Genomic DNA, 15140 nt, shown 5'->3' on the forward strand with positions numbered 1-15140 from the left:
ACTGGAGCTGCCGCATGCGCGACGACATCACGTCTCGCGTCCGGTGCCCGTCCCCTCCCCCGCCCGACCAAGGAGTCGACGATGACCTCCGACCGGCACCGCTCCCTCCCCCTGCTCGCCCCCTCACGCCGCACGCTGATCGGCGCTGCCGCGCTCTCGCTCGGGGTCGCCGCGCCCGCACGCGCCGACGGCTCCGCCCCCGGCGCACCCGCCACTCCCCCGGCCGCTCCGCCGGGCAGGGCTGTGACCTGGAAGGACCAGCACGTCTTCCCCACCTTCCACGCCACGGGCGCGATCCGGGTCGCGGACATGGACGGGCTCGACGGCTTCGACCGCCTGCTCCTGGTCACCCTGCAGGGCCTGGTCAACCGTGAGCGACCGGAGATCTACCTGATCGCCGACCCGGTCGACGAGACGTGGGTGGCCGACCTGCCCGTCCGTGCCCGGCTCGAGAAGGATCCCCTGGCGCTGATCGAGCGGTACCGCGACCGGATCGGCGGGGCTGTCCTCTATGACATGGATTCCCCGCACACGATCAACCTCGCCACCTCGATCGCCGGGCTGCGCGGTGGCGTCGTGGCCACGGCCGAGCAGGCCGAGCAGCACGACCTGCCGGTCCTCGAGGACCTGCGCGGCCGCTTCGAGGACGATCCCGACGCCCTCCACGACTGGGCGATGACCCACCTGTGGCCCGAGTGCACCCGCGAGGTGCTCGTCGGCCTCCCACCCACGCACAACGTCGAGGTCGAGGACATCTCCTGGACCGAGCTGCTGCGCGAGGAGGAGCGTGTCACGGACTCCTCCAACCACGACACCTACACCATCGACCTCGAGGACCATCTCGACCAGGACGAGCTGTTCGTGCAATTCACCGACGCGTTCACCAACGACGGCTGGGGCCCCGGGGTGTACGCCGTGGAGCTCACCTGCGACGGCGAGATCGTCGCCGCCTTCACGCCGAACACCGACGACGAGGCGCCCTTCCTGTTCGACGGTGCCGCCTCGGGCACCAAGGAGGGGCTCCGGTTCTGCGACGGCGGGGGCTACTTCGTGTACCGCTTCGAGGTGCCCGCCGGCACCACGAGCATGAGCATCGCGATCGAGATGGAGAACCAGTTCGTCGTCTCGGTGACCGATCAGGCGCCCACCCGCGTGGAGCCGTTCTCCTCCTTCCGCGATTTCTCCATCGCGACGGGTGCGCTGGTGAGTTGGCTGCCCCCGTCGGGCGCCAGCGGTTCGCAGTTCGAGGAGCTGCTGACCGAGGTCGAGCCCGGCACCGTGTACGCCGGGTGGTTCTCCGACGACGTCGCCGGCGAGTGGTCCGGCGTCGAGCTCTGCAGCCGCGCCGGGGTGATCGTCGTCGCCGCGGACTTCTACATGAACGCGACGGCGCTCTCCGCGGTGCGCGCCTCCACCCGGGCCCGTCCGGCACCGCCGACGGACCGCGAGGCCGAGAACCGCACGTACCTCACTCTCACGATCGGCGAGGGCGACAACATCCAGTTCTGCCAGCGACACATGCGGGAGCTGTGGGACGACCCGGCCCGCGGCAGCGTGCCAATGAACTGGACCGTCTCCCCTCTGCTCGAGGACATCGGCCCCGCGATCCTGCACCACTTCCAGCGCACGGCCAGCGAGAACGACCTGCTGGTCTGCGGGCCCTCGGGGGCCGGGTACACCTACGGCGACTCGTGGCCGGAAGACGAGCTCGGGGTGTACACCCGCCTGACCGGCGAGTACATGGGACGCACCGGGCTCGACGTCATCTTCGCCTACAGCACCCCGGACCATGACAGCGCCCCGCCGGCACTGCCCGACCGGGTGCTCGAGGCCTACGCCGCCGACGGCGAGCTGCGCGGGATCCTCCAGACCGACGAGCTGGGCGACATCTCCCAGCCCGGTGCGGCCGTGCCGCTGATCGGGAACTTCTATCCGCCCGGCGGGGTCGACGTCTATCGCGAGGAGCTGCTGGCGAAGATCGAGCGGGAGCGCGGCGACGGCCCGCTGTTCATCTCCGGGCTGATCAACGCCTGGAGCTGGACGCCGAGCGACATCGTCGAGCTCGTCGAGAGCCTCCCCGACGACGTCGAGGTGCTGCTGGCCGATGAGTTCTTCGACCTGTTCGCCCGGACCGCGGGCTCCACGGAGGAGGGCTGAATGCGCCCCGACCCCTCCCCCGCCTCCTCGGCGGTGCTGGGCCGTCGGCGCCTGCTCCAGGGCGTGGGCGGGCTCGGCGCGGTCGCCGGCCTCGGCGCGCTGGCCGGCTGAGCCGGGGCCGACGCGCTCAGCTCCGACACCCTCTCGTTCTGGCATCCGCTGTCCGGGCCCGACGACAAGACGATGGGCGAGCTGCTGGACGGCTACATGGCCACCGAGGGCGCGACGCCCGTCCGTCAGACGGTGCTTGCCGCCGGCGCCCCGTACTACACGAAACTCGCCATGGCGGGGGCCGGCGGCCGCGCCCCGGATCTCGCCGTGATGCACGCGTCGCGGGTGGCCGACCACGTCGCAGGGGGCCTGCTGGATCCCTGGGACCTCGACTTGCTCGCCGAGCTCGGGGTGACGCAGGAGCAGTTCCCGGAACGGATCTGGGAGAAGATGGTGGTCGACGGCGATCTCGTCTCGATCGCGCTGGACTCCCACCCCTTCGTGCTCTTCTACAACACCGAGATCGCCGAGGCCGCCGGAGCGCTCGGCGAGGACGGTCAGCTGCGGCCGGTCAGCACCCCGGAGGACTTCCGGGAGATGGCGCTGGAGATGGGCGCCCACGCCCCGAGCGGCTTCGGGCTCTCATGGGGCTATCTCGGCGACGGCGTGGACCAGTGGCGCATGTTCGCCACCTACTACGACCAGCTCGGGGGCACGATCGAGCTGCCCGTCGGCGGGCGGATGCAGTACCAGGAGGAGCTCGTCATCGAGGCGGTCGAGTGGATCCTGAGCCTCATCGACGGCGAGGTCGGCAACTCCGGCCACGACGCCGGCACCGCCGTCTCCGAGTTCGCGACCGGCGGCTGCGGCGGCTACCTGGGCGGAGTGTGGGAGATCGGCAGCTTCCGCGACGCGGGCATCCCCTTCGACATGACGATGATCCCCGGGGTGCTGGGCCGGCCGAGCGCCTACGCCGATTCGCACACCTTCGTGCTGCCGCACCAGTCCCGTCCCGACCAGCAGCGGCGTCGTGCGGTGCACGCCGTGGTGGCGCACCTGCTGCAGCATTCGATCGACTGGGCGGCGGCCGGACACATTCCCGCCTACACGCCGGTAGTCGAGGACGAGGCCTATGCGCAGCTCGAGCCGCAGTCCCATTACGCCGATGCGATCGATCACCTGGTCTACGACCCGGAGGCATGGTTCACCGGGTCCGGCGCGGACTTCCACAGCCACTTCGGCGACGAGATGCAGAACGTGTGGATGCGCCACATCGACCCGCTCGAGGGGTGGAACTCCTTCGCGGCGCGGATCAACGCGCTGCTCCAGAAGCCGACGCCGATGTGAGGACCGGGCTCGCAGGCCCGCCGCTCCAGCACAGTGCTGTCGAGGAAGGGAACGGGACTGCCGCAAGGGCCGATGGCATCTCTCAGCGGCACTCCTCGACCGCCTCGCTCCAGGACCCGAAGCGGTCGATGACGGTGGACAGGGACGGGGCGACGTGCTGCGGGGCCCACTGCGCGTACTCGACGGTGGTGGCCGACGGGTGCTCGGCGAGAAAGCGGGAGACGTACTCCCCCACCTGCGCGCGGCTGCGGTTCTTCACCTTCGGGGCATTGGGCTCGCCGCCCGCCTCGGCCAGCAGCTCGGTCCAGAGCTTCCCGGTGCGGCGCTGCAGGGTCGCCATCGTGGGGCGCCCTACGGCGCGAGCCCAGGAAGCGTATCGACCGGTGGTGATCCGCGGTCCGAGGGCGTCGATCGCCGCGCGCACGTGGTCGAGAGGGTCGGGCTCGTCGGCCGGGGACTCCCAGTCGCGAGCCGCGGTGATCTCCTCGACCCAGGCAGGATCGAAATCCTCGGGCGTGTGGAGGACGGCGAGGGCGGTGGCGACTGTCTCGGTCCAGCTGCCTCCCTCGTGGCCGCACAGCCGCCGCCGAATGAGCGCGCCGGACGGCGCGGCAGGATGCCTGGCGAGCCACTCCTCGACGGACCGGAAGGTCGTGCCTCCGTCGACGGCCTGGACGGCGGAGAGCACCGCGGCCCAGAGGTCCTCGTCACGGAAGGAACTGCGCGGAGCGCCCTTCAGGTTGCTGATCCCTGCGGCCTTCAGCGCTTCGTTCCAGGTGCCGAAGCGGACCGCGGCGGTCTGGTGTCCGGGGACGTCGTGCTCGCGCGCCCAGGTGGTGAAGGCCTGGCAGCTGGTGCGACCGGTCTCGGCGTGGAAAGCGCGGAGGTCCTCGATGATCTCCGCCTCGGAGCGCCGCGTGGCGTCCCGGGGCGCGTCGAAGGCGAGCTCGTGCCGGGAGCGCCGGCGGCCCAACAGCTGTCGCATCTGCTCGACGGAGAGACCGAGTGCTGCCGGCGCCTCGTCGAGCGGAGCGGCGGGATGGGTGAGGGACCAGTGCTCCGCGGCGGACGCGTGCTCGGCACGGCGCGCCTGAGCGAGGACCTTCGCGGCGGCGCTGAGGTCCGTGCTGGACCAGGGCGTGTCCCGGGAGAGGACCTGGCGGATCCGCTCACGGGTGACACCGAAGAGGTCGCCGACCTCCTGGAGGGTCGCGCCGAAGGCGTACAGGCGCGCGCTGCGTGTGGCGCGCAGGTCCTTGCAGCCGCTGCCCGCCAGGACGGTGTCGAGGTATCCCGGCTCGCCCGGCGCGACGATGCCGAGCTCCCGGTCCCGGGGCACGCGCACAAGGCGCAGCACGTGGGCGTGCGGGACGCCGACCACGGCCTTCGCCTCCCACCACGGATCATCCACGTGGTCCTGGCGCCAGGCCCGGAGCCGACGACGCAGGGCCGCGGCGATCGCGCCGGTCCCTCCCGGCACGGCGTCCTCGATCGCGGTCTCCACCGAGTCGGGGTACACATCGAGGAGCTTCCCGATCTCGCTGGGGATGAAGCCCTGCTGTGCGAGGTCGAGCACGCGGTGGGCCTCCGCCTCGGCAAGAGGCGGATGCGGAGTGCTGCTCGCGGGGGCGAGCAGTTCGTCGAGCGTGACGGTGGACATCGGTTCCCCTTCCGTGGCACTGCGCGTGGTGATACGACGAGTGTGTCGGCGGGGTGTGACAAGCGAGAGGGTGCCAGGCCCTCGCTCAGTTCCTACCGCTGAGGAGTACGGCGATGCGCGCTCATCTCTATTGTTCCCGCCGGAGAAGGTCACCGATGACCTGGCTCTGGATCTCTCGCCAGGTGGGGTCGGCGACAGTCTGCGCTGCGATCCTCGCTCCGAGGTCCTCGAGCTCGTCGATGATCGCTCCCGCGCACCAGATCTGACGACGTGTGCGCTGGGTCAGCGGACGGAGTATCCCTGCGCCAGCCAGTCGCTCGATCGCGCTGTACACCGATGACGTCGCCCCGCCGATACGCTCCTCCATCTCCTCGGCGGTGAAGAACGGAACGGTCGGCAGGAGATCGAGGATCTTGCGAGCGGCGCTCCCTGCACGGGGAGGCCGCCCGGCGATCTCGGAGTAGCGGTCCGCCCACTGCTGCGGCATCTCCGCCAGGCGCTGCGCGGTCGTCGCCGCTTCCGGGGCCGACGTGCGTGCGGCGCGCGCGAACGCGCGAATGATCGGGCCTGCGTCGCCAGCCCGGTAGGCCGTGAGCACGTCGAAGTACGCATCCTTCCTCGCGACCAGGGCGGAAGCGAGCGGGACGACGACGGTGCTGGTGACCCCGCGACGGCGCAGGATCGTGTTGATGAGTGCGCGGCCGATGCGGCCGTTGCCGTCCGTGAAGGGGTGGATCGACTCGAACTGGGCATGCGCGATCGCGGCCTGAGCGAGCACCGGCACGTCGTCACGATTGGCGAACTCTAGGAGGTCCTCGAGGTAGGCCTCGACCGTCTCCGGCGGGGGCGGCACGTAGAGGGCGTTGCGCGGTGCGTGGTCCGAGCCTCCGATCCAGTTCTGCATGTCGCGCACGCGCCCTGCGTAGCCCGCCTCGACGAAGTCCTCGGCCATCAGGGTCCGGCGCGCGGCGAGGATGTCCTCCAGGGCGACGGGCGTGCGGTCGCCGAGGAGCTCGAGCGCACGCCGTGGGCCGCCCGTGCAGAGTCCTCCACCGACGCCTCAACGTGCTCGATCATCGAGGGCGCCACCAACTCGGCGCGCAGCAGCAGTTCCGACAGCGCCGTCAGCTGCTCTCCGTGCGAGATGTCGAGCCGCGTGATGGTTGCGAACGCCCCATCGGTCTCGGCCATCACAAGCAGCGGCAGCACAAGGCGAGATCGCCGATCCTCGGCGGGAGGCTCACCGTTACCTCGCGCAGCATCCGACCATTGCGCCTGCCTCCCCGGGCGGCCTGCTGCCATGGCACGACCTTCTCCCCGTGCGCCGCGATCGGGACCGCCAGGCGCGGATCCGGCCCAACTGCCGTCCCGTCCATGCGCGCCTGGCTCTGCAACCCGGAATCCAGTCATCGCTCACTCCGACTTAGGCAGTCCTATTCAGAACGTGCGGGTGGAGGCGGCGAGAGCTCAGCATGCGGAGGGACTGGGACGCCTCCTCGCGGCACCGCGATGCGGGACTCAGTTCAGCGTCCGCCCCGATGCCGTACGTCACGCTTGGCGGAGGCCGCTTTGAGCCGGGCGATCCTTCGCTTCGCGGCACGAAGTTCGATCTCTTCGATCCGCCAGCACAGAATCACGAACCTCGCGTTGAACCAGACGAACAGAAGCCCGCCGAGCATCTGGAGGACGGGTAGCACGATGCGCCAGCCCGCCCCGGCGTTCGCATCCGGGGCAGCGAGAGCCACGCCGAAAGCCACGATGCCCGCCGCGAAAGGCGCAACGAAGCCGACGGCAACGAGCACTCCACGAAGGCGCTGGTCCGCGAACGATGCAAGGAGAAGCCGTCTACCTGCTCGTTTGGGACGGCGAGGTCGTCGTCGCCCTCGTCTCACCTCTTGCAGCACGGCATTTACATGAGGAGACTCCTTTCTCCAGAGGACGGTTCTCATCGCCTCCCTACCCGCCCTGGCCTGCCATCTTTCGAGGTTCCTACGGAGGTCGTCGGCGTCCAAGCCCTCGACTCCGCTTCCCCGCAGGAGGAGTTCGGCTGCGCGGTTGATCGAGGCAGGGCTGCGAGCCAAGGACCTCGCATCACTCCGCATTTTGTCCATGAGGGCGAGGAGCCCGGCCAGAGAGACCACGACGCCGACGAACAAGAGGTAGACGTACGCCGTCCCCGACAAACCGAGCATGGTGACGATCGGTGCGGCGAAACCGCTGTGGACGTAGCTCGCGGCAAGACTGACGAAGAATCCCAGGAGCGCGGCGGCGATCGCGGGGAGAGCGACGTCCCGCATGCGCACCGCTCTCGATTGCATCTCAAAGAAGGTGACGCGATTTGGCACCTTCGGCCTGGAGAGCGCCACAAACCCAAGATTCATCCACAGGATGACAACATGCACTATGCACACGACCGTCAGGAGATCTACCCACAACTTCGATTCCCCACCCCTCGCTTCGACTCCCACCCACCCTGCAGAGGGATCTCCGATTCACCGTACAGACCAGCGCCGCGCTGCACCTTGCGCTCGATGCAGAATCGCACGACAGCTCGCTCCGAGACGAGGGTATGTCGTCAGCTGTCGGCCCCGTGAGTAACCTCGAAATCAGGAACATCAGCTCACCGGCAGACGCGAACGGGGCCTGCTGCTCGCGTCGCACAGCAGGGGGAACGATGCATTCAGCGCGGATAGACCACGGAGAGTCGATCGAAGCGGGTGCCTTCGCGGCGCTCCCCGACGAGCAACGAGCCGCCTACAAGGGGCGGCTGAACTGCCCGAATCCCGCATGCGGCGCGTCGGCGCACTTCCGGCGCAGGAGCAAGGACGGGAGGCCGGCTCACTTCTTCTCACGGGATCACGTTCGTGGCTGCGCCCACAGTTCGTCGAGAGACGCACCGACGATGCTGGACGGCGATCCGCAGGACGTTGCCTCAGTGTGGAACGATGCGACCGAACTCGTGCTGAGGCTCGACGACGACGTCGAGCATCGAGCATCACACGAGATCGACGACGTGCCCGGCGCTCCCGTGCGCGGACGCAGGCACTCCACGGCACAGGGCGAACGACGCACGTCGACCTCGAGCACGAAGCTTCGCCCGCTTCTCCGACGCCTGCATGATGAACCGCGCTTCCGCGACTCGGAGCGGGCGATCACCATCGGCAAGGGCGCCCGCGGAACGATCTCCTCGCTGTGCGTCCGGGCCGTCGAACTGGATGCGCAGCCCGGGCAACGTCTCGTGATCTGGGGGCCGGTACTCTTCGCGCGCGACGTGTGGTTGGACTGCGCCCCGCGGGACGAGCTCGGCTTCGGCGTGCGGATTCCCCGCACGGCGCACGACGAGGTGATCAAGGACTTCGGACTGTCTGAGCTGTCCGAGCTGGCAGCTCCGGAGGCACATTTCAGCTTCATCGTGGTGGGTGTGCTTGAGGAGAACCGGCGGGGCGCTCTCTACGTGAATGCCAAGAACGCGAACCACGTCGCAGTTCTGCGGCTCTAGCGCCTGACGTCGCTGCTGCGGATCTCCCTGCACCTCCTGGCCAGGTGCCCGATACTGGTCCCATGACCGTCACGCCCTCCCCCATGAAGCTGTTGGATCGCATGTACAACTCGGCGACGTCGACTGCGGATCAGGGGACGCAGTTCGAGCGGTTCACACAGTCGTTCCTGCAGACGGACCCGCTGTGGGCCGAGCAGTTCTCGACGGTGTGGATGTGGGACCAGTGGCCGGAGAAGTGGGGGCATGACTCCGGGATTGACCTTGTCGCGCAGCGGCGGGACGGCGGTCTGACAGCGATCCAGTGCAAGTTCTACGCGCCGACGCACCGTGTCTCGAAGGGTGATCTGGACAAGTTCCTGGCCGCTTCCGGCAGGGGCGGGTTCACGGAGCGGCTGGTGGTTTCGACGACCACGCAGTGGGGCGCGACGGCGGAGGAGACGATCCGCGAGCAGTCCGTGCCAGTGAGGCGCCTTGGCCTGGCGGACTTCGAGCAGTCTCGGATCGACTGGGCGACCTTCGATCCTGAGACGCCGACGGCGCTGTCGCTCTCGGGTGCCTCGGATCTGCGCCCGTACCAGCGCACCGCAATCGAGGACGTGATCGCCGGGTTCGAGACAGCGGACCGGGGCCGGTTGATCATGGCGTGCGGGACAGGGAAGACGTTCACCTCGCTGCGGCTCACGGAGGAGTTCGTCGGCGCGGGCGGGAGCGTGCTGTTCCTGGTGCCCTCGATCGCGCTGCTGTCGCAGGCGCTGCGTGAGTGGTCCAACAACACGTCTGTCGGGATCACCCCGCTGGCGGTGTGCTCGGATGCGAAGGCATCTCGGGGCCGAAAGGCATCGGAGGACACTTCGGAGATCTCGGTGGTGGATCTGGCGCTGCCTGCGACAACGGATCCGGAACGCCTGGCACGCTACATGAGGGAGGCCCGTACCGACGGCTCTGGGATGCGCGTGGTGTTCGCGACCTATCAGTCGATCGACGTGGTCGCGAAGGCGCAGAAGCTCGCAGGGCTCGAGCCTTTCGATCTGGTGGTGTGCGACGAGGCCCACCGCACCACTGGGGCCACCCTTGCCGGGTCCGAGGAGTCCGCGTTCGTGCGCGTCCACGACAACGACTACCTGAAGGCCTCCAAGCGGCTGTACATGACCGCGACGCCGCGGATCTACGACGACGCTTCTAAGGCCAGGGCCGGCAAGGCCCAGGCCGTGCTCGCCTCGATGGACGACGAGGACACATACGGGCCGGAGTTCTACCGCCTCGGATTCGGTGAAGCGGTCGGGCTGGGGATGCTCACGGACTACAAGGTCCTCATCCTCACCGTGAACCAGGACGCAGTGAACGAGTCGATGCAGGAAGCGTTCGCCCGCGACGGCGAGCTGTCCCTGGACGACGCGACGCGTCTGGTGGGCTGCTGGAACGGGCTCGCCAAGCGCGGCGACTCCGAGCACTCCTTCGGCCTGGACCCGCAGCCGATGCGCCGCGCGGTCGCGTTCGCGAAGGACATCAAGTCCTCTAAGCGTGTCGCTTCACAGTTCGAAGAGGTCGTCTCTGCCTACGTCGAGAACCACGAAGGCGAAGACCCCGGCGACGTGCTCTCGGTCGAGGCGAAGCACGTGGACGGGTCGATGAATTCTATGGAGCGCACCGCCCTGCTGGACTGGCTCAAGGAAGACACCGACGAGGACACCTGCCGGGTACTGTCCAACGCCCGCTGCCTCTCCGAGGGCGTGGACGTCCCCTCGCTGGACGCAGTGATGTTCCTGAACCCGCGCCGCTCCGTCGTGGACGTCGTGCAGTCCGTGGGCCGTGTGATGCGGCTCGCCCAGGGGAAGAAGTACGGCTACATCATTCTGCCTGTCGTCGTCCCCGCCGGCGTCGAGCCGGAGAAGGCTCTCGATGACAGCAAGAACTTCCAGGTCGTCTGGGACGTGCTGCAGGCGCTGCGCGCGCACGACGAGCGGTTCGACGCAATGGTCAACAAGGTCGAGCTGAACAAGGCTCGCGACCGCAAGATCGACGTGATCGGCATCGGACACCCCGACCCGCACGACGACGAAGGCCGCGGCGACGACGGCGCCGCCGCCGACAGGAAGGGCTCGGCGCAGGTCTCCCTGGACCTGAAGCTCTCGCAGATGGACGAGCTGCGCAACGCGATCTACGCCCGAATGGTGAAGAAGGTCGGCTCGCGCACCTACTGGGACCAGTGGGCGAAGGACATCGCCCAGATCGCCAGTGCGCACATCACCCGGATCACCGCGCTGGTCGACGACCCGGCAACCGCGGCGGCCGGGCAGTTCGAGGTGTTCCATGACGCGCTTCGCCGGAACCTGAATGAGTCGATCTCCCGGGACGGGGCAATCGAGATGCTCGCCCAGCACATGATCACGAAGCCCGTTTTCGACGCGCTGTTCGAGGGCTACGCCTTCACCGACCACAACCCGGTCTCCCAGGTGATGAACCGGATGGTCAACGCTCTGACCGCGATGCACGTCGACGCCGAGGCGGAGTCGCTGGAGAAGTTCTACGAGTCGGTGCGACTGCGCGCAGTAGGTATCGACAACGCCGAGGGCAAGCAGAAGATCATCACCGAGCTCTACGAGAGCTTCTTCAAGAACGCCTTCCCCCGCGCGGCCGACGCGATGGGCGTGGTCTACACGCCGATCGAGATCGTCGACTTCATCCTCCGCTCCGTCAACGACGTGCTGAAGAAGGAGTTCGGCCGCTCCATCAGCGACGAGGGCGTGCACGTACTGGACCCCTTCACTGGAACCGGCACGTTCATCGTCCGCCTGCTCCAGTCCGGCCTGATCCGCCCCGAGGACCTCGCCCGGAAGTACGCCTCGGAGCTGCACGCGAACGAGATCTTGCTGCTGGCCTACTACATCGCCGCGATCAACATCGAGACCACCTTCCACGACCTCCAGGCCGCGGCCGACGGGGTGGGGCTCAATGAGGAGACGTACGACCCCTTCGACGGGATCGTCCTGACCGACACGTTCCAGCAGACCGAAGACGGTGACATCACCGACGAGACCGTCTTCCCCACCAACAACACGCGCGCCGAGGCCCAGAAGGCCCTCGACATCCAAGTGATCGTCGGCAATCCTCCGTATTCCGTAGGGCAGACCTCCGGTAACGACGACAACGCCAACGTCAGCTACCCGACCCTCGACGCCCGCGTGCGGGACACGTTCGCAGCGCGCACCGATGCCAAGAACAAGCGGAGCCTCTACGACTCCTACATGCGCGCGATTCGTTGGGGCAGCGACCGCATCGGCGACGAAGGTGTCATCGGCTTCGTCACCAACGGCGGCTGGATCGAAGGCAACACCGCCGCTGGCGTCCGCAAGACACTCACCGACGAGTTCGACTCAATCTACGTATTCAATCTTCGCGGCAACATGCGGAACGCGAACTGGAAAGCTGAAGGTGGTCAGATCTTTGGTGGAGGTAGCCAGACCACCGTCGCAGTCTTCCTCCTCGTCCGCACAAGGGGACACGACGGTCCCGCGACGATCCACTACCGCGACATCGGCGACTACCTCACCACCAAGGACAAGCTCGCCATCGTCGACGACGCCACCCTGGACAGCGTTCCCTGGCGCCAGATCACCCCAAACAAGCACGGTGACTGGATCAACCAGCGCGACGAGGACTACCTGACCTATCCCCTCCTCGGCGGGGACCCGAAGGACGGCGTGCGGGTCTTCGCGAGCTACAGCGCGGGACTCCAGACGAACCGCGATGCCTGGGTCTACAACTCCTCCAGCACCGCCCTCGACGCGAACCTCGACCGATTCCTGTCCACCTACGAGACCGAGCGCATCAGGTTCCGCAGCTACGCCGAGCAGCACCACATCACGCGTCCGAAGGGCGCCGACACCGTCGGGGTCGTCACCACCGACGACACGCTCATCAAGTGGACCAGTGGACTCCGAGACCGCCTAGCGAAGAACAAGCCGCTCACACGGCAGCCGGGACGCGCCTCGGCGAGCCTCTACCGGCCGTTCAGCACCCAGTGCATCGACCTGACCGACGGACTCATTCACCGACCGGCTATCGCACGCCGCTACTTCCCCACACCTCGCCACGAGAACTTCGGGTTCTACGTGACCGGAGTTGGCTCAGATAAGGAGTTCTCGCTCCTCGGAGGCAAGGTGGTCCCTGATCTTGCACTCTGGGGATCGTCTAGTGGTCAGTTCTTCCCTCGCTACCGCTGGGAGCCCCTCCCTGATGGAGAGCTCGACCTTGGCCTCGACGGCGACGTGGTCGACGGGTACCGCCGCGTTGACAACATCACCGACGAGTTCCACCGGCTCATGCGCGAGCGCTACGGTAACGAGCGCACGAAGGACGACACTTTCTTCTTCCTCTACGCCCTGCTCCACTCCCCCGTTTACCGGGAGAGCTACGCCGGGGAGCTGAAGCAGATGCTCCCCCGCGTCCCTAATATCCCCGCGGAGTCATTCGCGGCGTTCACGTCGGCCGGGCGCGAGCTGTTCGCCCTCCACGCCGATTACGAGGATGCCGGGCTCTACCCACTGACGGTCAAGGGCGGCGAGCAGCCGCCGATGGGCGGCGAGGAGGAGTACTACCGCATCGAAAAGATCCGCTTCCCCTCCGGGAAGAAGGCCGCCGATGCCCCGGACGCTCTCATCCTGAACCCGAACCTCACGGTGACCGGGATCCCCGAGGAGGCCTACCGCTACCAGCTCGGCTCCCGCAGCGCGATCGAGTGGATCATGCGGCAGTACCAGGTCACCACCGACAGGGCGTCAGGCATCGTGAACGATCCAAACCAGTGGGGCCTCGAGCACGACAACCCCCGGTACATCCTTGACTTGCTCCAGAAGGTCATCACCGTGTCTGTGCGGACCGTCGAGATCACAGACACCCTGCCCGCACTTGGCAGTGAAGGGGCTGAGTAATGACCGACTGGCTGATCGCTTCGGATGCCGCGAAGTTTGACGTCGACGGCGCGTTCTCGCAGCGGATGATCGTGGACTGGAGCGAGGTCGCTACCGCACATCTCCACGTCGGGGATCGTGTGTTCCTATATCAGGTGAAGCCCGTCCAGGCGATCACCCATGTCTGTGAGGTGGTCCAGACCTGTATCGGGAGCGCAGAGATGATCGACGACCGCGAGTACTGGGTCGACTCTGCGGCCTTCGAGGAGCGCCTCAAGCGCACATGGATGCGACTCTCGCTCCAGCACGCCGTGCCACAGCACGATCAGAGGCTTCTCGCACTTGACCGTCTTCTCGAGGCAGGACTCAAGAGCGCTCCGCAAGGACGGATGCGAGCACCTGAGCCGGTGACCGAGCTCGTCAACGCAGTGCTCGACATGAACCAGCTCGACCCGTCGGAACTGATCCGTCGTGAGAAGGACCTGATCGCGGATCTCGGCATCGAACGGCCGACCTGGAGGTTCCGGCGGGGCGGACGTGGCGGTACTCGAACGCTCGCGTCGTTCACCTACGCCCTGTCGATGCCAGACGCCTCCAATGCCCTCGCGATGCTGCGGGCGTACATCACCGCCGTCGGTCTCGATCAGTCCGACGACGGGAGTGTCTCGGCGATGCCTAGCTGGGCCGGTGCGACCGACCACCAGCGGTTCGCCACTATCAGCGGAGGGGGCATCGAGCTCTTCTACGTGTGGTTCGAGTCCTCCAGTGGCCTCGTGACCGAGTGGGGAGCTCGCTTCCCCTCCGACCTCGCACCCCAGTCGCCAGACCCGGAACGAGTGTGGCTGAGCACGGCGGACAACGGCGATACCGGAGTGCACGGTGAGACCCTCGACGACCTCCTCGCTGTCCTGGGCGATGCAGAGTTCCTCGATGCTCTAACCGCCACGCGAGAGGCGAGGGCGACCTCCCGGCGAGCCGACTGGCACAACCCCTATCTGGGTTCCCTCCTCGGCGCCGGCGATGCTCCTGATATGGAGAGCTCCGAACCCGTCGCGGACGAGGACGTCGAGTTCGAACGTCGCTACATCCAACGCGTCACGAGGCAGCGACTGCACCAAGCGCCCCTCCGCGCAGCCGCGCTGCGCCGCTACGGCGCCCGGTGCATGTACTGCGGGCTGGACATCGAGGAGGTCCTCGAGGCGGCTCACATCATCCCGGACAGCAGGGGAGGTGCGGCGAGGACCGACAACATCCGCATCCTCTGCGCAAACCACCACACCGCGCTCGACGCCGGGCTGCTCACGGTGACTGCAGAAGGGGACTTGGTATCTGCTCCAGGAGTCCCGGCTGTGCCACCTCAACCGGATCATGGTGGACCCGGATGAACGCGCCCACGTGGATCGACCTCGCCGTGCTTGCTGCCTTAGCCTTCACTACGTTCTCCATCCTGTTCGCAGTGACCCAGATCGTCGCTCTGACACGCCGGGACTAGAGCCGCCCACTCACCAACCCTCCTCAAATCGCCAATTGGCCACACGAACCCCCCGAAGGCACACCATGGAAATGCTCCTTTTCG

9 protein-coding genes are annotated in these 15140 nt (G+C 67.5%); 5 read left to right on the forward strand and 4 right to left on the reverse strand.

The features are described 5' to 3' along the window. Positions 1–81 precede the first annotated feature (81 nt). Positions 82–2157, forward strand: a complete 2076-nt coding sequence (locus tag ACT3SP_RS08900; RefSeq protein ID WP_444586917.1) for a GxGYxYP domain-containing protein — start codon at positions 82–84, stop codon at positions 2155–2157. Between the two features lie 183 nt (positions 2158–2340). Beyond that, positions 2341–3495, forward strand: a complete 1155-nt coding sequence (locus ACT3SP_RS08905; protein ID WP_444586918.1) for an extracellular solute-binding protein — start codon at positions 2341–2343, stop codon at positions 3493–3495. A gap of 82 nt (positions 3496–3577) precedes the next feature. On the opposite strand, the gene ACT3SP_RS08910 is transcribed toward ACT3SP_RS08905, so the two are convergent. The 4 genes from ACT3SP_RS08910 to ACT3SP_RS08925 all read right to left on the reverse strand — a co-directional run bounded on the left by ACT3SP_RS08910 (position 3578) and on the right by ACT3SP_RS08925 (position 7623). Continuing rightward, positions 3578–5155: a homing endonuclease associated repeat-containing protein gene (locus tag ACT3SP_RS08910; RefSeq protein ID WP_444586919.1), complete on the reverse strand. Its 1578-nt coding sequence runs from the start codon at positions 5153–5155 to the stop codon at positions 3578–3580. Between the two features lie 127 nt (positions 5156–5282). Continuing rightward, positions 5283–6107, reverse strand: coding sequence for a Fic family protein (locus ACT3SP_RS08915; RefSeq protein ID WP_444586920.1), 825 nt, complete (start codon positions 6105–6107; stop codon positions 5283–5285). Next, the gene (locus ACT3SP_RS08920) at positions 6107–6346 is read right to left on the reverse strand and encodes a hypothetical protein (RefSeq protein WP_444586921.1); all 240 of its coding nucleotides are present in this window, start codon (positions 6344–6346) and stop codon (positions 6107–6109) included. The genes ACT3SP_RS08915 and ACT3SP_RS08920 overlap by 1 nt, the downstream gene beginning before the upstream one ends. Before the next feature lie 332 nt (positions 6347–6678). Next, positions 6679–7623: a hypothetical protein gene (locus tag ACT3SP_RS08925; protein ID WP_444586922.1), complete on the reverse strand. Its 945-nt coding sequence runs from the start codon at positions 7621–7623 to the stop codon at positions 6679–6681. Between the two features lie 434 nt (positions 7624–8057). On the opposite strand from ACT3SP_RS08925, the gene ACT3SP_RS08930 reads away from it, so the two are divergent. From ACT3SP_RS08930 to ACT3SP_RS08940, 3 genes are all read left to right on the forward strand, one after another. Then, positions 8058–8654, forward strand: a complete 597-nt coding sequence (locus ACT3SP_RS08930) for a hypothetical protein (protein WP_444586923.1) — start codon at positions 8058–8060, stop codon at positions 8652–8654. Positions 8655–8716: 62 nt separating this feature from the next. After that, complete coding sequence (locus tag ACT3SP_RS08935) at positions 8717–13585, forward strand: DEAD/DEAH box helicase (protein WP_444586924.1); 4869 nt, start codon at positions 8717–8719, stop codon at positions 13583–13585. Then, the gene (locus ACT3SP_RS08940) at positions 13585–14949 is read left to right on the forward strand and encodes an HNH endonuclease (protein WP_444586925.1); all 1365 of its coding nucleotides are present in this window, start codon (positions 13585–13587) and stop codon (positions 14947–14949) included. Before ACT3SP_RS08935 ends, ACT3SP_RS08940 begins: the two co-directional genes overlap by 1 nt. Positions 14950–15140: the final 191 nt, after the last annotated feature.

Origin of the sequence: Brachybacterium sp. AOP43-C2-M15 (genome assembly GCF_052446295.1) — a bacterium.
Classification (GTDB): domain Bacteria; phylum Actinomycetota; class Actinomycetes; order Actinomycetales; family Dermabacteraceae; genus Brachybacterium.

What these genes read in the sequence shown, in the direction of transcription:
- ACT3SP_RS08900 (WP_444586917.1), top strand. Translation starts at nt 82, where the DNA reads ATGACCTCCGACCGGCACCGCTCCCTCCCCCTGCTCGCCCCCTCACGC.
- ACT3SP_RS08905 (WP_444586918.1), top strand. Translation starts at nt 2,341, where the DNA reads ATGGGCGAGCTGCTGGACGGCTACATGGCCACCGAGGGCGCGACGCCC.
- ACT3SP_RS08910 (WP_444586919.1), bottom strand. Translation starts at nt 5,155, where the DNA reads ATGTCCACCGTCACGCTCGACGAACTGCTCGCCCCCGCGAGCAGCACT.
- ACT3SP_RS08915 (WP_444586920.1), bottom strand. Translation starts at nt 6,107, where the DNA reads ATGGCCGAGGACTTCGTCGAGGCGGGCTACGCAGGGCGCGTGCGCGAC.
- ACT3SP_RS08920 (WP_444586921.1), bottom strand. Translation starts at nt 6,346, where the DNA reads ATGGCCGAGACCGATGGGGCGTTCGCAACCATCACGCGGCTCGACATC.
- ACT3SP_RS08930 (WP_444586923.1), top strand. Translation starts at nt 8,058, where the DNA reads ATGCTGGACGGCGATCCGCAGGACGTTGCCTCAGTGTGGAACGATGCG.
- ACT3SP_RS08935 (WP_444586924.1), top strand. Translation starts at nt 8,717, where the DNA reads ATGACCGTCACGCCCTCCCCCATGAAGCTGTTGGATCGCATGTACAAC.
- ACT3SP_RS08940 (WP_444586925.1), top strand. Translation starts at nt 13,585, where the DNA reads ATGACCGACTGGCTGATCGCTTCGGATGCCGCGAAGTTTGACGTCGAC.